This window comes from Candidatus Midichloria mitochondrii IricVA (genome assembly GCF_000219355.1).
Lineage (GTDB): Bacteria > Pseudomonadota > Alphaproteobacteria > Rickettsiales > Midichloriaceae > Midichloria > Midichloria mitochondrii.
Window position 1 is genome coordinate 772,725 of record NC_015722.1, and the last position, 18,534, is coordinate 791,258.

Sequence of the window (18,534 nt, forward strand, 5' to 3'; positions counted from 1 at the left end):
ATAATGATGAAAAGATTAATTGATGAAAGTTTTTGTATCGATGACGATACTTCTATAATGCAGGTGATCGAACAACTTCCCGACGAATTTTTTTTGTACTTAATTAAATTTATTTTTAATTTGTTCAGCAACACTTTCAGAAACAAGTCCAGTGAGATCTCCTCCTAATTTTGCTACTTCTTTTACTAAAGTTGCAGAGATAAAATGACTTTTTTCGCTTGCGGGCAGAAATATAGTTTCTAATTCTGGGAAAAGCTTTTTATTGATATAGGCCATTTGGAATTCATATTCAAAATCTGAAACTGCTCGAATGCCTCTTATTATAATCTTCACTTTTTGGGTTTTAGCAAAATCTACTAAAAGAGTGTTAAAACTCATTACTTCCAAATTTGGGATTTGAATTTTTTTTACCTCGGCCTTTGCAATCGCCACTCGCTCAGTTGCGGTAAAAAGCGGAGATTTTTTTGAGTTATCAGCGATTGCTAAAATGATTTTATCGAACAAAATGCATGCTCTTTCTAAAATATCAAGATGGCCGAAGGTTAAAGGATCAAAAGTCCCGGGATAAATCGCAATTTTGTCAGACATTTTTTTCTTTAAAGGTTAAACTAAAAAAATTTAAAACATCTATAAAATGTTTTGGGAGTGGAGCCTGGAACTTTAATTTTTCTCCAAAAAGAGCTAAATCAAGCTCGTAAGCATGCAAACATAAACTTGCTGCAATTTTGTTATATAACGAATACTCTTTATTATATTTCTTATCGCTAATGATAGGGCATCCAATGGTTGCTAAATGCGCTCGAATTTGGTGTTTTCGTCCTGTAACTGGAATTACTTCTAAGAGCGCAGCTCGCTCATTATGAGCCAGTACCCTATATCTAGTAATTGCCTGCTTGCCGTTTTTGCTAGGCGCCATGTTTTCAAATCCGGCACCAGAGTCTTTTTTTTCTAAGGGTATATCGATCACTTCTTTTAACTCCTTTGGTTTGCCTTGAACAATGGCTAAATATTTTTTATCTATATCTCGATTTTGAAATATATCAGCTATTTCTTGGGCTGCTTTTATGGTACGTGCCATGATTAAAATGCCGCTGGTTTCCTTATCAATTCTATGCACTAATTTAGGTTTTTCTTTAGCATCGAATTTTAATTCAGAAGCGATATGATCGACACTAATCTCAATGCCGTTACCACCTTGTACTGCAAGACCTGCAGGTTTATTTAGAACTAAAACGTGTGAATTTATATAAGTAATATTAGCAGTAATTTCTTCAACGAGCTTCGCATAATCATTTTTTGAAGTAAGAATGGATTTTTTTATCTGAGGCTTAAGAGTTATAAGCGCTGGAAACCTAATTTCTTGATTAAATTTGATTTTATCCGATGCTTTAACTCTTTTACTATCAACTCTTATTTGCCCAGTACGCGCTAATTTTGAAATATTAGCAAAAGAATACTCTTTGTAATGCCTTTTAAACCAACGATCCAGCCTTATATCATTATCTTCTCCTGCAACTAATTTTTTGATTATTTCTGCCATGTTTGTAAATAGATCCCGCTTAAAAGCTTATTAATCTTAAAGTTTGTTGGTATTTTTTTCTATGGGCGCAGATTATAAGTACTTTTGCTTGTAACGCAAACAACATTTATGCTTAGAAAAACAGCTTACTTCATTGTTGGGTTCCAAACATAAATTAGTAAGAGCCTGAATAAATTCATTGTTGATCCCTAGAGCATGGGCTCTAAAATAACCAGGAACACCGTGTTTATTAGCCCATTCTTTATATTCTATATCAAGTTCTACTAAGGTCTCTATGTGCTCAGAAACAAACGATATGGGAACTATAAGTATAGATACCTTATCTTTAGCAGCTTGAAGTATTTCATACTCAGTTGAAGGTTTAAGCCATTTCAATGGACCAACCTTGCTTTGATAGCACACCCTGTAGTCTAAGTTGCTATAAGGTATTTGTTCGACTATCTCTTTTACTGTTAGCTTGATTTGATGTTCATAAGGGTCCCCTTTATCAATAATTTTTTGCGGTAAACCATGCGCTGAAAAGAGAAGCCGGGTTGGTCCATATCTTACGCCTTCTTTATAATATTGAGTAATAATTTCTACATGTGATTTTATAAAATGCTGATTCGTCGGGTAGCAGCAAATTTCTTTAGTTAGTAGATTTAAATGTAGTTTTCTTGCAACTTCGTACCACTTTCTAAAAGATGAAGCAGTAGTTGTTGTAGAGAATTGAGGATATAAGGGTAGTAGTATAACTTCATCAAAATTTCCATGTTTTACCTGTGCTACAATTTCTTCGGTAAATGGTTGCCAATATCGCATACACACAAAAACTTCATATCGATTGGAAGATGAAGTATTAAGGGATTGTGCAAGAGCTGCTGCTTGTTCTTGAGTGAGCTCTAAAATGGGTGAGCCACCTCCGAGTAAAGCATAATTTTGTTGAGCGGTTTTTGCTCTACTTGAGGAAATCAGTTTGGCTAAAATCCATCTGAAGGGCTGTGCTATGTCGATTATAGCTTTGTCGTTAAATAAATTAAATAAGAAAGGCTTTACTGCCTCCAATTTGTCCGGGCCGCCCAGATTAAATAGTATAACTGCGATCTTCTTTTTCATGGAATTTATCTTGTAATAAATTTTAAAAAGCTGTAAATCAAAAAATGAAAGAACGCAAAGAAATACCATGATAAAAAATGTAATTATTCTATTTATTCCTTTTTTATTAGTTTGCTGTTCCAACGCTGCAAAAACAAAGTTAGGATTGAGAGCTCATGGTCCAGATCAAACTACGGTTTTGGCACGTGAGCATCTCAAGATTCCTCCTGTTTTAGAAGAATTACCTGGGCCTCAAGAGTTAAAAAGATAAAATGTTAAAAAATCTTACAACCGTTATATTGGCCGCAGGCAGTGGGACCAGAATGCTTTCTTCCTTGCCTAAGGTTCTGCATAAGGTTGCTCAACAGCCGTTGTTAGAATATGTGATAAAATTAGCCAAAAGTTGCTCAGAAGAAATAATTACCGTAATAAACGAAGAGCTAGCAAATCATGAATTGTTTAATAAATTGATTAGGCACTATAAAATAGACACTGCCTTACAATCAAAGCCTTTGGGTACAGCTGACGCTGTAAAATCTGTTATTGAGTATGTAAGATCTGAGTATACGTTAATATTATATGCTGATATCCCTTTTGTTGAGGAATCCACCATTAAAAAGATGTGGGAAGAAAAAAGCGATTTAGTAGTTTTAGGCTTTGAGTATTTTGAGGACAACCAATATGGCAGAATAGTAGTAGATGAAAGAAATAGGCTGATCAGAATAATTGAAAAGAAAGATGCCAAAGGGGAAGAGGCAAAAATCACTCTTTGTAACTCTGGCATCTTATTAGTTAGAACAACTATATTAAAAGAATTTCTTGATAAAGTTAACAATAATAACAACTCTCATGAATATTATCTTACCGATTTGATTGAGTTTGTATATAAACATAAAAATTTGTATAAAAGTAGTTTGATAAAGGTAGTCGATTATAATGAAATAATTGGAATAAATAACAAATCTCAGTTAGCGTGCGCCGAAGGCATTTTGCAGGAAAAATTGAGGACATCTTTGTTAAACAAAGGTGTAATAATGATTGCTCCCAATACAGTATTTTTGACTCCAACAACTATCATTGAAAAAGATGCGGTAATTCATCCTTTTGTTTTTTTTGGTCCCAATGTATGGATAGATTCAGATGTAACAGTTTTGCCATTTAGCCATCTAGAAGGTGTGAGAGTACAAAAAGGAGCTAGTATTGGGCCATTTACTAGAATAAGACCTAAAACTGAAGTAAAAGAAAATTCAAAAATTGGTAACTTTGTTGAAGTCAAAAATACTGTACTGGGTAAGAGCACTAAAGCTTCTCATTTATCATATATAGGTGATGCAACAATTGGAGAAAACGTGAATATAGGCGCTGGAACTATTTTTTGCAATTACGATGGTTATAAAAAACACCATTCTACAATTGGCGACAATAGCTTTATTGGCTCTAATAGTTGTATTATTTCTCCTATTCAGATGGGTGAGGACGTGCTGGTAGCGGCAGGTAGCATTGTAACTCACGATATTCCTGCAAAGCACTTAGCGATTGCAAGAGTTGAGCAAAAAAAATATAAAAAAAGAATTTAATTTTCATAGACTGAGCAACTTAATTGCGTCAAAATTTACTGTATCTCCACCTACTCTTTTGAGGGCATGATATTTAACATAAGGTTTGCCAGTATATGGATCTCGCAGCAATTTGACTCCCGGACTATCAACGATTTGGTAAGCATGTTTGAGATCTGCAAATGGCGACCACGATGTTATTTTCTTCTAATCCAGGCATATCCGGTGATTCAATGACTTCTGCACCAAGTGTGGTATTTGGTGTTTCCGCATTTATACTAGATACCTGACGCTTTTTTCATCTTTTAACATTCTAATGGCTTGAACTGCGGCTCTACTCATTAAAAACTTAGCATTCGCTGCATAAATTTCCTTTAAGGAAAAGAACAAATTTATGATGCTTTCAGCAGTAATTTTCACTTTTCCAGTTAGATATTTGTTCAATATTACCCCATTCTGTACCGTTTTGGTAAGACAGAATACCTCGAGGCCTACCGTCACCATCGCCATGAATAAACGCATCGCTTTCTTTTCTAGCGAATACGTCGATAAGTTTCTTAGTGATCCAATCTTCTATATCAATTCTAGGGTCATCGAGTAATCTTTGAGTAACCTTAGGCTGAGCATAAAGTTCATGTACCAGTATTATATTTTCGGGTTGGATTTATTTCACGACTATTATTGATGATACTATCGACGTCTTGAGATCAGCCTGCGTTTGTATCTTCTCTGTCTTCGATTAACTCTAAAGCATCAGTAGAGACTTCATCAACCTTTGCTATTTGCCTCATGACAGAAGTTCTTGCTAACAAAAATCTGAGATTTGTTCACTCACCCTAGTTGTGATAGAGTAGCCAAATTCATTATTATTTCCAACTAATGACGATTTGATCTCAAGATTGGATAAAGAATGTTCAGTCCCTTTGCGTAAATAGTTACAAAATGCACTTTTATACTCCATATCCCCTAGCATCAGGTTCTATTAGGTTTTTTCCAGGCAGAGGTCTAAGCTATAGCAGTTTTTAGTGAATTTATTTCTTCTTGTTGTTTATCAATGAAGTTATTTAATTTACTGATTTTGTCTAAAGTTAATGGATCAACATTATCTCGATCAGTGTTCGTGATTTCATCGTTAGTTTGAGTTAAATTATGCCAGGCGTCATTAATTTGGTTAAGCCTGTTAGTGATATCAGATGTGCTCATAAAAGCTCCGTATTAGTTAGAAAATATCTACTTTTATTCGATAATATTCAAAAAATCGAAGTAAAAAGCTCCTTCAAAAAATCGTTGTTCGATAACTTTGCTTTGTTTCGTGCAAGAGTGTATCCACGTAAATTTGTGATCACCATCTTGATTAATAAAACCAGCGTGTCAGCCAAGTTCATTAGTGCCCACTACTGCAATCGTACCTTTTTCTTTTTATACCAATTTTTAGATTGCTCTTAAGGCGCTCAAGAAAGTAGGTTCTATCTTGGAAGTAGTTATAATTTTGTGGTAATAATAGCTCAAAATCTCTGATTTTGAGTTTTTTGAGCTACCTCAATAATTTAACCCTATGCAGTCACATCCAACTAATTTAATTCTAGCTTGTAGATGGAATGGTGTATGCAGCAAACTTTTGTTGGCAATGCCTGGTAATTATAGACGGCAACAAGATGGTATGATATCTTCATAGTATAATAGGTGGAGTAGAAATGGACAATCAAGTGTAAATATTGTGGCTCTCGAGCAGGTGAAGAATGGCGTGGTATAGGGACAGCAGAGGTATAGATGCAAGAATTGCAAAAAGAATTACCGAGAAGGTGATAAGCGGCAGAAATACACGATGAATGATAGACTTAAAACTTAACCTTGAGGACTGTGGGATTAGGACGATAGAGAGACTGACTGGAATCCATAACAGCCAAATATCTTCATGGATCGAAGGACGGGGGGGCGCTATGTGCAAGAAAAGTTAGATAAGAGCTGCAACAGCACAAAGTCACTTAAGGATATCGAGGTCCTAGAGATTGAGGAGCTGTGCACATATATAAAAAAAGACCAAAGAATGGAAGTGGGAGTACACCTTTATATGGATTGCTGTTGATAGAGGAGCGGGTGAAATTATTGATTTTGAAGTAGGTGACGGGAGTAAGGCAACCCTACATGAACCTGTCATTTAGGCTTGGAAGAACGTTATAAATTGAGCATGTACAGATGATTACAGCGTTTACGAATACTATGAAATCTCCACGCACCATCACAAAACAAAGGCTGAGACATCATTGTGCTAGAATCAAAGAATTCTTTAAGAGGCATTATCCAGCTAGTTTTAATCGAAGAACGAAGCGCTATAGCAAATTCCTGAGGATGCTTTGCACTATTCTTAACCTCTTCTTCCATAGGCATCTGCTGGATTTGAAACTCCTATCTATAAATATTAGGCAATGCCAAGCACTTGAATAAAAAGTTGTTGGCTTCAATATTCAAAGCTTTATATTGGTAAGTTTTCATGATTAAAATTATAGCTGTCATTGCTTAACTGAGTTTATTATCTGGGCTCTTGGAGTGCGGGTGGTTGAACTCGGGCTTGGGTAGTCTCATTGTATTTACTTATTTAGGGAATTTAATTAGGTAAGAAATTGTTAATAAATTAACAATTTTAATTTATTTTGGATATTTAATATATGATAAGAGAAGAAAGGGCTTGACGTATTTGTGCATTATACATATTATTGCCCAGCCGATGACTTGAAAGTCTGTCATGGGTTTTTGTGTTTTAATTTAAAAATAAAATATTAAAGCGAGTTGGAGGTTTTGAATGCCAACTATTAATCAATTGATATCTCATCCTAGAAGAGATAAATTATCGAGAAACAAAGTGCCGGCGCTACAGCAGTGTCCGCAGAAGAGGGGGGTGTGTCTAAGGGTTTACACAACGACTCCAAAAAAGCCTAACTCGGCTATGCGTAAGGTTTGTAGTGTAAGATTAACTAATGGTTATGAAGTTATCTCCTATATTCCAGGAGAAAAACATAATCTGCAAGAACACTCAGTAGTATTAATTAGAGGGGGGCGTGTAAAAGACTTACCAGGTGTTAGGTACCACACGGTGCGTGGTACTCTAGATACCCAAGGTGTCCAAAACCGTAAACAGGGTAGATCTAAATATGGCTCTAAGAGGCCTAAGCAGTAATAGAGGTTGAAATATGTCGCGTAGAAGAGCAGCAGAAAATAGGCAGCATTTACCTGATGCAAAATATGGGCATCTAGGGATTGCGAAGTTTATTAACAATGTTATGGTGGGTGGAAAAAAGTCAGTAGCAGAAAAGATAGTGTATGATGCACTGGAAAATGCTGCTAATAAATTAGGTGCAGACCCTGTAGAATTATTTGAAAAAGTTATAGCAAATGTTTCTCCCGTTCTTGAAGTTAGGTCTAGGCGTGTCGGCGGTGCTACTTACCAAGTTCCCGTAGAGGTACGTGCCGTTAGAGCTATGGCGCTTGCTGTACGATGGATCATTAAAGCGAGTAAAGCAAGAAAGGCAGAAAAATCAATGGCGCTTAGGTTATCTGCGTTGTTTGTCGACTCTTACAGCGGTAAGGGCGAAGCAGTGAAAAAGCGCGACGATACTCATAAGATGGCAGAAGCCAATAAAGCATTTGCTCATTATAAATGGTAATAGATAAGGTAACATCATATGAGTAGATTGGAGAACATACAAGATTGTCGTAACATTGGAATAATGGCGCATATTGATGCAGGTAAGACAACCCTTACAGAAAGAATTTTGTTTTATGGAGGTAAGCTTCATAAGATAGGCGAGGTGCATGAGGGAACTGCTACTATGGATTGGATGAAGCAGGAGCAGGAGAGGGGCATTACCATCACTTCAGCTGCTACAACTCTGCAGTGGGCTGGTTCTGAAGTTAAAAAGACTAAGATTAACATAATAGATACCCCAGGGCACGTTGACTTTACTATTGAGGTGGAGCGATCTCTGAAAGTGCTTGATGGCGCTATTGCAGTATTTGACGGAGTGGCGGGGGTTGAGCCTCAAACTGAAACGGTATGGCGCCAAGCAGATAAGTATGGCGTGCCGCGTATGTGCTTTGTCAATAAGATGGATAGAATGGGTGCTGACTTTTACAGATGCCTAGATATGATCAAAGATAGATTGGGTGCTAACATTGCTGTGTTACAGTTGCCTATAGGCAGCCAAGATGACTTTATCGGAGTAATTGATCTTGTTAAGATGCGCGCTATAATCTGGGAAGGTGATAAGCTTGGTGCAAAATATGAATATAAAGATATTCCTGCAAATATGAAGAGAGAGGCAGATGAGTATCGTATAAAATTATTAGAAGCAGTTGCAGAATTTGATGATAAAATAATGGAGAAGTATCTCGAGGGTGAAGAGCTTTCTCCAGAAGAAATTAAAAAATGTATAAGAATAGGAACAGTTTCAGGTGGATTAGTTCCAGTGCTTTGTGGTAGCGCATTTAAGAATAAGGGTGTTCAGCCATTATTAGATGCGGTTGTTGATTTCTTACCAAGTCCGATTGATGTTCCGCCAATCAAAGGAATTGATGCAGATACTGACGAGGAAATTGAAGTGAAATCAGATGATAGCGGTAAATTTATAGCTCTTGCATTCAAAATCATGAATGATCCATTTGTTGGTTCCCTAACTTTTATCAGGATTTACTCTGGTACTTTAAAAAGTGGCGTTGGGGTAATGAATACTGTGAAAAATGATAAGGAAAGAATTGGTAGGATGCTTTTGATGCACGCTAATAACCGTGAAGATATAAAAGAGGCTTATGCCGGTGATATCATCGCCCTTGCTGGTCTAAAAAATACTACTACGGGCGATACCTTGTGCGAGCAGGATTGCAACGTGATTTTAGAGAAGATGGAGTTCCCCGAACCTGTAATTCAAGTGGCTGTTGAGCCTAAAACAACGGCTGATCAGGAAAAAATGTCTATCGCAATTGGCAGGCTTGTTGCGGAAGATCCATCCCTTCGGGTCAGTACTGATCCTGAAACTAACCAGACTGTATTAGCAGGTATGGGTGAGCTACATTTAGAGATCATTGTTGATCGTATGAAGCATGAATTTAAAGTTGAAGCTAATATAGGTGCCCCTCAAGTTGCGTACCGTGAAACCATTACTAAAGCTTATGAGATAGATTATACTCATAAAAAGCAATCCGGTGGTGCTGGTCAGTTTGCTAGAGTTAAGATATTATTTGAGCCTTTAGAATTAGGCGCAGGTTTTAATTTTGAAAGCAAGGTAGTTGGAGGGAATGTTCCGAAAGAATACATTCCAGCTGTTGAGAAAGGTATAGAAGCTATAAGCGCTGGTGGTGTTTTAGCTGGATACCCATTAATAGATTTCAAAGCTACATTACTTGATGGTGCATACCATGATGTCGATTCAAGTGCTTTAGCGTTTGAGATAGCGGCAAAAGCTGCTTTCAAAGAAGGCACTATGAAGGCGAGTCCTAAAGTACTTGAGCCAATTATGAATGTAGAAGTTGTAACTCCCGAGAATTTTATGGGTGACGTCATTGGACACTTAAATAGTATTCGAGGACAAGTTCTTGGAATGGAGCCACGAGGTAATGCTCAAGTAATAAATGCAAAAGTTCCATTGGCAAAAATGTTTGGATATGTTAATACATTAAGGTCTATGACTCAGGGTAGAGCGCAGTACACAATGCATTTTTCTCATTACGAACAGGTTCCGCGGGCTGTTGCTGATGAGATTATGGGTAAAAAATAGTTAAGGGTAAAATTTATGGCAAAGGAGAAATTTGTAAGAAATAAACCGCACGTGAATATAGGAACTATAGGTCACGTGGATCATGGTAAGACAAGCTTGACAGCAGCACTAACCAAGATGTTTGGAAGGTATGTTAAGTATGATGAGATAGATAAGGCGCCAGAAGAGAAGGCAAGAGGAATCACCATTAACTCAGCTCACGTTGAGTACGAAACAGAAAACAGACACTATGCGCACGTTGATTGTCCTGGACACGCGGATTATGTAAAAAACATGATTAGTTGTCGCTTGCAAAAATCATCAATCAAACAAAATATTTCTACTAGGGAAACCACTTTCCTTATTTATCGTGAAATTGAGAGAAACTTAATGGTTACACAGCTTCTTTAAAACCATATCAGATAATTTCTTTAAAACTTACCTAAAACTGGGGTTAACAAAAACACTGAGCAATCAAGGTATTGAGCTCGTCACCCACGGCTTAAGAAAAACATGAAAAACAAAACCCGCTTGCGGCTTTTAAACAACTGCTTCTTGCAGGGCGTGGATTGATTGAAACAGCCATCGGAGAATTGAAAGAGATTTGCCAAATCCAGCACAACACGGCATCGCTTGCCAAACAATTTCTTGGCAGACCTCCTCTCAGGGCTCTTGGCTTATGTCTTCAAACCCAATATATCTAATGGAAAATAGGCTCACGGGCCCTACTCCTTACGTCAAACTGAGGTTATTTACGGGGTTTAGTATAACCTGGCGTAGCATTTCTTTTTGCTTCTATACGTTCTACAAATGAAGCTTTTTCTTGCTGTGACTTATTAAATTTCTGAGAAAATAACGGTTCTTGTTTATTGGAGGCGGATAAGGAATTCTCTTCTAGACTGTTAATTTCAAGGGAGAGTGGTTTTTGGTGAGGATTTTGATCTAGAGAATGCCTAGAGGGTGATAAGATTTTTTGAACAATCTTTGTAATTTTAATCTCAAAATTATCTAAGAATGTTTTTGGCCTAATTAAGATATTATCTGTAGAGCTTTTTGTTTTTTCTTGCTCATTTTTTACGCTTCCCAAAAGCGCAGTTGGGATTTCTAATTCCTCTAAAAAACCAAATATCTTTTTAGCTGCTCCTGGATTATCTGTTTCGATTTCAGTGGTGCTTGAAACTATCGAATGCGCCAATACCTTAATAATTTCAGTTAATTCTTCTTTTTGAGAAGCAGTGGTAATTTTTTCCTTGATCAAAGCTTGTTTTATGTAAAACACTGATCTAATAAACTTTTCTTTTGTTTGAGAATCCAAACGTATGGCACTACGCTGCAAAAATGATATAAATTTATCCTCTATATTATTCTGTGCCACAACCATATGTAGTATGAAACTCAATTGACACTGATTATACTACCTTAAGTTGCAATTAAGTCAAAGACATAATTGGATATTTCCAGTTAACAGCAAAATTATACGTTTATACACTTAAACCTTGGTTATGTCCGGTTTTTGTGTGAATTTTCCTTCCTTAGTTTGTGCTATCTAGTTTTCTCTGTTTTACTCTCTTTAATTAATAAAAGATTGAAGCCGATATGCAAAATATTAAGGGGATAAGTAAATTATCATCGACTTCGATCTTTTTTGCAAATAATTCTACGCAAGCAGTAATAAAGCACGTTAAGAGGATAGCAAAAAGGCTCATATGATTTATTCCATAGATGGATATAATTGCATAAGAAATTACAATCGCACTGAGAAAAAATGCTAGACAGCCTTCCAAAGTTTTATCTAAGAGTTGGATTTTTCCAAATTTTAGTCCTACTAACGCTGCAAGAGAATCAGATACAGCTAGTATTGAGAAGGCTATTATAAAAACAAATTTTGGGAAAAATAGTAAAGTAATAAACATCGCAATAGCCATATAGCTAGCCCCTGTTAGTGTAGTTATTTCATGAGGCCGTATTATTTTATTTATATCTATTTTTAGAAAATTTAAGATGTCTTGAGTAATATAGTGAATTTTGCCCGTTGAAAATCTGCTCCACTCGAAAAAAAACATTCCTGAAGTAAAAAGTAAAATCAAAACCATCATGCTCTCTTTATTTGTAAAGTGATATAATATGGGAAATAAGATTGAGCTTAAGTGTAGGATTTTTCTAAACATTTCTTTCAAAAATCTTTCTTTTGAGATATTGTTAAACACATTGCGTATTTAATTTATTGAAAATGACAGGGGTAGTTGTCAGCATCGTACTTGGAGTAGTTATAGCCGGTATCGCTGCATTAATCACTATTAATTTAGCGTTAAATAGTAGCAATAGAAAAAAATCAAAAGAAAAACTTCAAACAATACTTGGTTCTTCTCCTTATAGGAAGCATGAGCCTTTGCCGAAGCCAAATACGGAACTTTTGCACCGGGACAAGGAACAAGAAAGAGCACAAGAGAATGAGGTGACAAAGTATAATGATTTAGAGATAGAGGATGATAAACAAAAGAGCGAAACTAAAATAGTTGGTATTGTTGAACCTCAAGGGTTTTGGTCTAACTTCATAATATCGCAAAAATTAGGATACATCATTTCGAGGATGGCTGCTCAACAATCTGGTAATGGTTTTTGGGTTAATTTAATAAAGGCACAATCTATGTCTCAGGGCAAAAATCAAAGTAGGGGCAGGTGATAAATGTCGACGGAAAATTTGATAAGATTTTACAGGATAAAGGGGTTCCTAATCCGCAGGATGTGTCCATACAGGCAGTAGACGCAATGAGGCCTGCAGCAAAAGAAGGTATGCATTATAGGGGCGCAGATGCATTGCTTTCTCAAGAAATTAATGCTATTTCAACTCCTCAGATACAGAAAGCTCTAAGCCGATAGTTAAGTTTATGCATTTTCAAGATATTATATTTAACCTACAGAAATTTTGGGGAGATAAGGGTTGTGTCATATTGCAGCCCTATGATATTGAAGTTGGAGCCGGTACCTCGCATCCGGCCACTACTCTTAGATGTTTAAGTGAAGAAAAATGGAACGTTGCATATGCGCAGCCTTGCCGCAGGCCTACTGATGGCCGGTATGGAGAAAATCCGAACAGAATGCAACATTATTATCAATTTCAAGTTTTAATGAAGCCCTCTCCAGACGACATGCAGAATTTAGTTATAGAGAGCTTGGAAAAAGTTGGCCTATACGCAAAAAATCATGATATTAGATTTGTTGAAGATGATTGGAAAAACCCAACCTTGGGCGCTTGGGGTCTTGGCTGGGAAATTTGGTGTGATGGAATGGAAATTATACAATTTACTTATATGCAGCAATTAGGCGGAGTTGATTGTAGGCCGGTGGCTGCGGAAATAACATATGGTTTAGAAAGACTTGCTATGTTTATACAGAAAGTAGACAGTATATGGGACGTTACTTGGAATAATGCTGGTGTTACTTACGCTGACATTTTTTTGAAAACTGAAAAGCAATACAGCCATTATAACTTCAACCGAGCTAACATCGAAATGCTTAAAAGCCATTTTGTAGATGTGCTTTCTGAAGTTTTTATATTGGTTGAAGTAGAATTGCCACAGCCAGCCTACGATCTTTGTTTAAAGGCCTCACACATGTTCAATTTGCTTGAAGCAAGAGGAGCAATAAGCGTTACAGAGCGCGAAGCTTATATAGCTAAAATTAGAGATGCGGCAAGGGCTTGCTCGGCTTCTTGGTTAAATACGGTAAGTAATTTGACCTAAGAAGGCCAGGAAAGGTCCTAGAATCCTATATAAAACCCCAGTTTGACGTTAAGGAGTATGCCCGTGAGCCTATTTTTCCATGAGATAATATTGGGTTGAAGACATAAGCCAAGAGCCCTGAGAAAGAGGTCTGTCAAGAAATTGTTTGGCGAGCGATGCCGTGTGGTGCCGGATTTGGCAAATCTCTTTCAATTGTCCGATGGCTGTTTTAATCAATCCACGCCCTGCAAGAAGCAGTTGTTTAAAAGCCGCAAGCCGGGTTTTGTTTTTCATGTTTTTCTTAAGCCGTGGGTGACGAGCTCAATACCTTGATTGCTCAGTGTTTTTGCTTATATACCACCGATCTCCGAATAGAAGGCCTGTCAAATATTGAGTCAGTTTCTCGACAACGGCTCGATCATCTGTATTACTGATGTCAGTGTGAATGACATAATCTCTCCTTGATCATTGAGGCCAAAGAACCATCCGGGTCGACGTTTTCCCACGCTGAGCGATGCCTTTAAAGACCTTATTACGCTAGTACGTGAGTTATGACAAACCATTTATACATACCAGCGGAGGCTGCAGAATCGCAGCTTGAAATAGGGAAGGCTTAGTCTAAATTTTGCTGCAGCGTTTTTCAGCTGCAAAATTAAAAGACCCCAATTTTTAGCTTGGCAACATCCTACTCTCCCATGCCTTAAGACACAGTACCATCGGCGATGGAGCTCTTCACTTCTGAGTTCGGAATGGGCTCAGGTGTTACATCTCCTCTATAACCACCAAGCTAAAAATTGGGGTCCTTCAAGACAAATAAGTTATCAACTTTAAACTAAACTTTCAAAACAAACAAAATCCAGTACGCAAACAATATAAAGCCAGCCATTTAAGTCAGTCGTGCTATTAGTACCGGTTAGCTAGATGGATCACTCCACTTACACACCCGGCCTATCAACGTGGTGGTCTTCCACGGCACTGATAGGGAAAACTAGTTTTGAGGTGGGTTTCCCGCTTAGATGCTTTCAGCGGTTACCCCGTCAGTACATAGCTACCCAGCGCTGCCCCTGGCGGAACAACTGGTACACCAGTGGTACGTCCAACTCGGTCCTCTCGTACTAGAGCCAGATCCTCTCAATTTTCCTTACAACCACGGCAGATAGGGACCGAACTGTCTCACGACGTTCTGAACCCAACTCACGTACCACTTTAATCGGCGAACAGCCGAGCCCTTGGGACCTTCTCCAGCCCCAGGATGTGATGAGTCGACATCGAGGTGCCAAACGAGCTCGTCGATATGGACTCTTGGAGCTCATCAGCCTGTTATCCCCGGAGTACCTTTTATCCGTTGAGTGATGGCCCTTCCACGCAGAACCACCAGATCACTATGACCAACTTTCGTTTCTGCTCGACTTGTCAGTCTCGCAGTCAGGCAGGCTTATGCCATTGCACTCTAACAGCTGATTTCCGACCAGCTTGAGCCTACCTTCGCACGCCTCCGTTACTCTTTGGGAGGCGACCGCCCCAGTCAAACTACCCACCATGCATGGTCCCAAACCTGGATTCACAGGTTGTGGTTAGATATCAAGAATCAGAAGGGTGGTATTTCAAGCTTGGCTCCACAAGAGCTGGCGCCCTTGCCTCATCACCTCCCACCTATCCTACACATCTGATTCCTAATACCAGTGCAAAGCTGTAGTAAAGGTTCACGGGGTCTTTCCGTCTAACCGCGGTAACTCCGCATTTTCACGGAGAATTCAATTTCGCTGAGCTGATGTTGGAGACAATGGGGAAGTCGTTACGCCATTCATGCAGGTCGGAACTTACCCGACAAGGAATTTCGCTACCTTAGGACCGTCATAGTTACGGCCGCCGTTTACTGGGGCTTCAGATCAGTGCTTTTATACACACCTCACCTTAACCTTCCAGCACCGGGCAGGCGTCAGACCCTATACATCCTCTTTGGAGTTTGCAGAGCCCTGTGTTTTTGATAAACAGTCGCCACCCCCTGGCTTGTGCCACCCTTTCCCAGTTACCTGAGTAGGGCCACCCTTTTTCCGAAGTTACAGGTGCAATTTGTCTAGTTCCTTCAACATCATTCACTCTACGCCTTAGTATACTCTACTAGTCCACCAGTGTCGGTTTGGGGTACGATCCATATGCTAGAGCTATTTCCTGGAAGACCCAAACTGCATCCAAAATCCAATAATCAGATACAATCCTTCATCTTCGTCACTTCTAGCGGGTTTACGAATATTAACGCAATTCCCATCGACTACGCCTCTCGGCCTCGCCTTAGGGGTCGACTAACCCTGCGCAGATTAACTTTACACAGGAACCCTTGGACTTTCGGCGGAAGTGTTTCTCACACTTCTTTACGCTACTTATGTCAGCATTCTCACTTGTGATACCTCCAGCATGCTTCGCAACATACCTTCACAGACGTACACAACGCTCCGCTACCGCTCATATATAATCACATAAGCCCGCATCTTCGGTACATGGTTTTAGCCCCGATACATTTTCGGCGCAAGGCTGCTGATAGACTAGTGAGCTATTACGCTTTCTTTAAAGGGTGGCTGCCTCTAAGCCAACCTCCTAGTTGTTTTGGCACCCTCACATCCTTTCACACTTAACCATGGATTAGGGACCTTAGATGGCGGTCTGGACTCTTTTCCTCTCGGCCATGGATCTTAGCACCCACAGCCTGTCTGCCACTCTATACTCTTCGGTATTCGGAGTTTGGTTAGGTTTGGTAGGGCTTTGGGCCCCCCTAGCCGATCCAGTGCTCTACCCCCGAAGGTAAACAAATGACGCTCTACCTAAATAGATTTCGCGGAGAACCAGCTATTTCCAAGTTTGATTGGCCTTTCACCCCTAACCACAAATCATCTCACAATTTTGCAACATTGACGAGTTCGGTCCTCCGTTAGATCTCACTCCAACTTCAACCTGTTCATAGCTAGATCACTTGGTTTCGGGTCTAATGCACCTAACTAAAGCGCCCTATTAAGACTCGCTTTCGCTACGACTACACCTATCGGCTTAATCTTGCTAGATACACTAACTCGCTGACCCATTATGCAAAAGGTACGCCGTCACAACACAACTTCCGCGAGGAAGCCGATTGCTCCGACTGCTTGTAAGCATTTGATTTCAGATTCTGTTTCACTCCCCTTATCGGGGTTCTTTTCTCCTTTCCTTCACAGTACTTGTTCACTATCGGTCGACAGGTAGTACTTAGGCTTGGAGAGTGGTCTCCCCATGTTCAGACAGGGTTTCACGTGCCCCGCCTTACTCAAGACTCAGTTCGCTTTTTACTTATACAGGACTATCACCTTCTCTGGTCGCCCTTCCCATGGCGTTCTAATTATTACAAACTGAGTACTGGCCTAGTCCGCGTTCGCTCGTCACTACTAGCAGAGTCTCTGTTGATTTCCTTTCCTCCGGGTACTTAGATATTTCAGTTCCCCGGGTTCGCCTCTTTAAGCTATGTATTCACTTAAAGATACTGAGTCGCGCTCAGTGGGTTTCCCCATTCGGACATCCACGGATTAAAGGTTATTGGCACCTCCCCGCAGCTTATCGCAGCCTATTACGTCCTTCATCGCCTCCTATCGCCAAGGCATCCGTCAAATGCTCTTTTCATACTTATACAACTGGCTTAATACTATTTTACTTACAGAACTAAACTTTGCCTGTTTCAGCTTCATTTATGCTAATTAAATTTTTAGCAGTAAGTTTAAATAATTTTTTTTGATAACTTATTTACAATTTCAAAAGAACTTTTTCACTCACCAAGCTTTTTTTGCTTCGTGGTGAAGGGGATAATACTTAAAACCCCTCGACCGGTCAATTCCTTTTTTCAATTTTTTAATTAATAGTTTTCAACACCCAAAAAATAGAGAGATCAAACATCTCCACTATCAAATGCACCACCCTGACTGAAGTTTAATTCATCACCTGTTGTTTCATAAATAGGAGCTTGCCCTGCCCCGTAATCTCATATTGATTAGCGTTCCAGCCCTGTCCAATTGTACCACAGATAACCGTAGCTACCTTTGTGTTGGTTAATTCCATCATACCAGCAACCATAGCGCACCCGTCATTTTAGCTGGAGGAGAAATTTTTGCATTATGCGCTGGTCGTGGCTTCTGGAGAAACCGGACATTCAACTTCCGAACAAGGCGTTGTAGTGCTGATTCTGTTGTGGTAGTACTTGGTTGTAGTGGAAGTAGTTGCAGTACTAACTGTTGTAGGTAACTCTGTAGTGGTGGGGGTAATAGTGGACCAGAACTGCCGCAGTTGTGAGCTTGTCCAGGAACTGGGGCACCGAGCAGTACGGAAATTGTGTTTGTGTTCCAATTAGCAGCGCGGCTAGGTCAAAAATCCCATCACCATTGAAATAACAAAAGCCGGTTTAAAAGTCCCAATCACCGTTACCCATCAACACTGAAACTGTGGACGAGCCATTGTTAGTATTAACTATATCTAGCCTACCATCTTGATTAAGATCTCCTACTGCTATGTCACGGGGGGTTTATTTCCCACAATGTTACTCATTTTTTTACCCTTTAATCAAAGTCTTCAGCAATAAACCTAAAGCACCACGCCACACAATTCACATTGCTTTTAAAGTTCCCAAGCTATTTTTAATGGAGTATCATAAAACAGCACATGAAAAAACTGGTACAATGGTCATTGACACATGTCAATATTTATTTACAGCAACTACGCGCTGGCCAGCAACAACAACGACTTACAGTTAACACTCTGTGTATTATTTGCATAAGTTTATAGCTAAAGTATTTGAATGTGAAGAGCAAAGTGCAGAAAATACTATACGAGCGACCAAGCTAGCCAAATCATATCGGTGCTATAAAATTACTTATATGTGC

The 18,534-nt window shown here is 39.0% G+C and carries 22 protein-coding genes, 2 rRNA genes and 2 pseudogenes; 12 read left to right on the forward strand and 14 right to left on the reverse strand.

Going from position 1 to position 18,534, the window contains the following annotated elements:
* Positions 1-99: 99 nt before the first annotated feature.
* From coaD to hemH, 3 genes are all read right to left on the reverse strand, one after another.
* Positions 100-588 (reverse strand): pantetheine-phosphate adenylyltransferase, encoded by a 489-nt coding sequence (gene coaD, locus MIDI_RS04030; protein ID WP_013951303.1) that lies wholly within the window; start codon positions 586-588, stop codon positions 100-102.
* The gene (locus MIDI_RS04035; RefSeq protein WP_013951304.1) at positions 581-1,540 is read right to left on the reverse strand and encodes an RluA family pseudouridine synthase; all 960 of its coding nucleotides are present in this window, start codon (positions 1,538-1,540) and stop codon (positions 581-583) included. The genes coaD and MIDI_RS04035 overlap by 8 nt, the downstream gene beginning before the upstream one ends.
* A gap of 72 nt (positions 1,541-1,612) precedes the next feature.
* Complete coding sequence (gene hemH / locus MIDI_RS04040) at positions 1,613-2,635, reverse strand: ferrochelatase (RefSeq protein WP_083809683.1); 1,023 nt, start codon at positions 2,633-2,635, stop codon at positions 1,613-1,615.
* A gap of 67 nt (positions 2,636-2,702) precedes the next feature.
* Here hemH and MIDI_RS04045 point away from each other — a divergent pair, with 67 nt between their 5' ends.
* Together MIDI_RS04045 and glmU are read left to right on the forward strand one after the other, a co-directional pair.
* Positions 2,703-2,885 carry a DUF3035 domain-containing protein gene (locus tag MIDI_RS04045; protein WP_013951306.1) on the forward strand — a complete coding sequence of 61 codons (183 nt, stop codon included), beginning with the start codon at positions 2,703-2,705 and terminating at the stop codon, positions 2,883-2,885.
* 1 nt (position 2,886) lies between these two features.
* Positions 2,887-4,191: a bifunctional UDP-N-acetylglucosamine diphosphorylase/glucosamine-1-phosphate N-acetyltransferase GlmU gene (glmU, locus tag MIDI_RS04050; RefSeq protein WP_013951307.1), complete on the forward strand. Its 1,305-nt coding sequence runs from the start codon at positions 2,887-2,889 to the stop codon at positions 4,189-4,191.
* A gap of 3 nt (positions 4,192-4,194) precedes the next feature.
* Here the strand turns inward: glmU and MIDI_RS09810 are convergent.
* The 3 genes and pseudogenes from MIDI_RS09810 to MIDI_RS04060 all read right to left on the reverse strand — a co-directional run bounded on the left by MIDI_RS09810 (position 4,195) and on the right by MIDI_RS04060 (position 5,373).
* A pseudogene (locus MIDI_RS09810) lies at positions 4,195-4,692 on the reverse strand (phage major capsid protein).
* On the reverse strand, positions 4,574-4,834 hold the full coding sequence (locus tag MIDI_RS10295) for a phage major capsid protein (protein WP_083809684.1): 261 nt from the start codon (positions 4,832-4,834) through the stop codon (positions 4,574-4,576). The pseudogene MIDI_RS09810 and the gene MIDI_RS10295 overlap by 119 nt, the downstream one beginning before the upstream one ends.
* 341 nt (positions 4,835-5,175) lie before the next feature.
* Entirely contained in the window at positions 5,176-5,373 is a 198-nt protein-coding gene (locus tag MIDI_RS04060; protein ID WP_013951310.1) for a hypothetical protein, read from the reverse strand.
* A gap of 626 nt (positions 5,374-5,999) precedes the next feature.
* Between MIDI_RS04060 and MIDI_RS09815 the strand changes: the two genes are divergently transcribed.
* Both MIDI_RS09815 and MIDI_RS09360 read left to right on the forward strand, forming a co-directional pair.
* On the forward strand, positions 6,000-6,128 hold the full coding sequence (locus MIDI_RS09815; protein ID WP_272940943.1) for a hypothetical protein: 129 nt from the start codon (positions 6,000-6,002) through the stop codon (positions 6,126-6,128).
* Entirely contained in the window at positions 6,113-6,256 is a 144-nt protein-coding gene (locus MIDI_RS09360) for a hypothetical protein (protein WP_237697335.1), read from the forward strand. Before MIDI_RS09815 ends, MIDI_RS09360 begins: the two co-directional genes overlap by 16 nt.
* An 89-nt stretch (positions 6,257-6,345) precedes the next feature.
* Here MIDI_RS09360 and MIDI_RS09365 read toward each other — a convergent pair whose 3' ends face one another.
* Positions 6,346-6,552: a hypothetical protein gene (locus tag MIDI_RS09365; RefSeq protein ID WP_013951312.1), complete on the reverse strand. Its 207-nt coding sequence runs from the start codon at positions 6,550-6,552 to the stop codon at positions 6,346-6,348.
* Between the two features lie 418 nt (positions 6,553-6,970).
* Between MIDI_RS09365 and rpsL the strand changes: the two genes are divergently transcribed.
* The 5 genes and pseudogenes from rpsL (at position 6,971) to MIDI_RS09820 (ending at position 10,621) form a co-directional block, all read left to right on the forward strand.
* Entirely contained in the window at positions 6,971-7,345 is a 375-nt protein-coding gene (gene rpsL, locus MIDI_RS04070) for a 30S ribosomal protein S12 (RefSeq protein ID WP_041185479.1), read from the forward strand.
* Positions 7,346-7,358: 13 nt separating this feature from the next.
* A complete protein-coding gene (gene rpsG, locus MIDI_RS04075; RefSeq protein ID WP_013951314.1) occupies positions 7,359-7,832 on the forward strand; it encodes a 30S ribosomal protein S7 in 474 nt (157 codons plus the stop codon).
* Between the two features lie 18 nt (positions 7,833-7,850).
* A complete protein-coding gene (gene fusA / locus MIDI_RS04080) occupies positions 7,851-9,938 on the forward strand; it encodes an elongation factor G (RefSeq protein ID WP_041185480.1) in 2,088 nt (695 codons plus the stop codon).
* Between the two features lie 15 nt (positions 9,939-9,953).
* Positions 9,954-10,217, forward strand: a pseudogene (locus MIDI_RS04085) (GTP-binding protein); the annotation flags it as partial.
* A 269-nt stretch (positions 10,218-10,486) separates the two neighbouring features.
* Positions 10,487-10,621 carry a hypothetical protein gene (locus MIDI_RS09820; RefSeq protein ID WP_272940944.1) on the forward strand — a complete coding sequence of 45 codons (135 nt, stop codon included), beginning with the start codon at positions 10,487-10,489 and terminating at the stop codon, positions 10,619-10,621.
* Positions 10,622-10,665: 44 nt separating this feature from the next.
* Here the strand turns inward: MIDI_RS09820 and MIDI_RS04090 are convergent, their stop codons facing one another.
* Entirely contained in the window at positions 10,666-11,316 is a 651-nt protein-coding gene (locus MIDI_RS04090; RefSeq protein ID WP_148234147.1) for a hypothetical protein, read from the reverse strand.
* 175 nt (positions 11,317-11,491) lie between these two features.
* The gene (locus tag MIDI_RS04095) at positions 11,492-12,013 is read right to left on the reverse strand and encodes a diacylglycerol/polyprenol kinase family protein (protein ID WP_237697336.1); all 522 of its coding nucleotides are present in this window, start codon (positions 12,011-12,013) and stop codon (positions 11,492-11,494) included.
* 134 nt (positions 12,014-12,147) lie between these two features.
* Here MIDI_RS04095 and MIDI_RS04100 point away from each other — a divergent pair, with 134 nt between their 5' ends.
* The 3 genes from MIDI_RS04100 to MIDI_RS04110 are packed head-to-tail and all read left to right on the forward strand — an operon-like array spanning position 12,148 to position 13,660.
* Positions 12,148-12,600, forward strand: coding sequence for a hypothetical protein (locus MIDI_RS04100; RefSeq protein WP_013951318.1), 453 nt, complete (start codon positions 12,148-12,150; stop codon positions 12,598-12,600).
* Positions 12,597-12,797 carry a hypothetical protein gene (locus tag MIDI_RS04105; RefSeq protein WP_041185483.1) on the forward strand — a complete coding sequence of 67 codons (201 nt, stop codon included), beginning with the start codon at positions 12,597-12,599 and terminating at the stop codon, positions 12,795-12,797. Before MIDI_RS04100 ends, MIDI_RS04105 begins: the two co-directional genes overlap by 4 nt.
* Before the next feature lie 8 nt (positions 12,798-12,805).
* Positions 12,806-13,660 (forward strand): glycine--tRNA ligase subunit alpha, encoded by an 855-nt coding sequence (locus MIDI_RS04110; RefSeq protein ID WP_013951319.1) that lies wholly within the window; start codon positions 12,806-12,808, stop codon positions 13,658-13,660.
* A 69-nt stretch (positions 13,661-13,729) separates the two neighbouring features.
* Here the strand turns inward: MIDI_RS04110 and MIDI_RS04115 are convergent, their stop codons facing one another.
* The 5 genes from MIDI_RS04115 to MIDI_RS10300 form a co-directional block, all read right to left on the reverse strand.
* A complete protein-coding gene (locus tag MIDI_RS04115) occupies positions 13,730-13,933 on the reverse strand; it encodes a hypothetical protein (protein WP_013951320.1) in 204 nt (67 codons plus the stop codon).
* A 101-nt stretch (positions 13,934-14,034) separates the two neighbouring features.
* Positions 14,035-14,202: a transposase gene (locus MIDI_RS09370; RefSeq protein WP_013951321.1), complete on the reverse strand. Its 168-nt coding sequence runs from the start codon at positions 14,200-14,202 to the stop codon at positions 14,035-14,037.
* Between the two features lie 109 nt (positions 14,203-14,311).
* Positions 14,312-14,426: ribosomal RNA gene (gene rrf, locus MIDI_RS04120) — 5S ribosomal RNA — on the reverse strand.
* A gap of 95 nt (positions 14,427-14,521) precedes the next feature.
* Positions 14,522-17,293: ribosomal RNA gene (locus MIDI_RS04125) — 23S ribosomal RNA — on the reverse strand.
* A 763-nt stretch (positions 17,294-18,056) separates the two neighbouring features.
* On the reverse strand, positions 18,057-18,164 hold the full coding sequence (locus MIDI_RS10300) for a hypothetical protein (RefSeq protein WP_410517921.1): 108 nt from the start codon (positions 18,162-18,164) through the stop codon (positions 18,057-18,059).
* Positions 18,165-18,534 lie beyond the last annotated feature (370 nt).

Excerpts from the sequence above, each read along its gene's own strand:
- MIDI_RS09365 (WP_013951312.1), bottom strand. The coding sequence starts at position 6,552 with ATGGAAGAAGAGGTTAAGAATAGTGCAAAGCATCCTCAGGAATTTGCT.
- MIDI_RS09370 (WP_013951321.1), bottom strand. The coding sequence starts at position 14,202 with ATGGTTTGTCATAACTCACGTACTAGCGTAATAAGGTCTTTAAAGGCA.
- rpsL (WP_041185479.1), top strand. The coding sequence starts at position 6,971 with ATGCCAACTATTAATCAATTGATATCTCATCCTAGAAGAGATAAATTA.
- rpsG (WP_013951314.1), top strand. The coding sequence starts at position 7,359 with ATGTCGCGTAGAAGAGCAGCAGAAAATAGGCAGCATTTACCTGATGCA.
- hemH (WP_083809683.1), bottom strand. The coding sequence starts at position 2,635 with ATGAAAAAGAAGATCGCAGTTATACTATTTAATCTGGGCGGCCCGGAC.
- MIDI_RS04045 (WP_013951306.1), top strand. The coding sequence starts at position 2,703 with ATGATAAAAAATGTAATTATTCTATTTATTCCTTTTTTATTAGTTTGC.
- MIDI_RS04110 (WP_013951319.1), top strand. The coding sequence starts at position 12,806 with ATGCATTTTCAAGATATTATATTTAACCTACAGAAATTTTGGGGAGAT.
- MIDI_RS04060 (WP_013951310.1), bottom strand. The coding sequence starts at position 5,373 with ATGAGCACATCTGATATCACTAACAGGCTTAACCAAATTAATGACGCC.
- MIDI_RS04115 (WP_013951320.1), bottom strand. The coding sequence starts at position 13,933 with ATGAAAAACAAAACCCGGCTTGCGGCTTTTAAACAACTGCTTCTTGCA.
- MIDI_RS09815 (WP_272940943.1), top strand. The coding sequence starts at position 6,000 with ATGATAGACTTAAAACTTAACCTTGAGGACTGTGGGATTAGGACGATA.
- MIDI_RS04035 (WP_013951304.1), bottom strand. The coding sequence starts at position 1,540 with ATGGCAGAAATAATCAAAAAATTAGTTGCAGGAGAAGATAATGATATA.
- glmU (WP_013951307.1), top strand. The coding sequence starts at position 2,887 with ATGTTAAAAAATCTTACAACCGTTATATTGGCCGCAGGCAGTGGGACC.
- MIDI_RS04095 (WP_237697336.1), bottom strand. The coding sequence starts at position 12,013 with ATGATGGTTTTGATTTTACTTTTTACTTCAGGAATGTTTTTTTTCGAG.
- MIDI_RS04100 (WP_013951318.1), top strand. The coding sequence starts at position 12,148 with ATGACAGGGGTAGTTGTCAGCATCGTACTTGGAGTAGTTATAGCCGGT.
- coaD (WP_013951303.1), bottom strand. The coding sequence starts at position 588 with ATGTCTGACAAAATTGCGATTTATCCCGGGACTTTTGATCCTTTAACC.
- fusA (WP_041185480.1), top strand. The coding sequence starts at position 7,851 with ATGAGTAGATTGGAGAACATACAAGATTGTCGTAACATTGGAATAATG.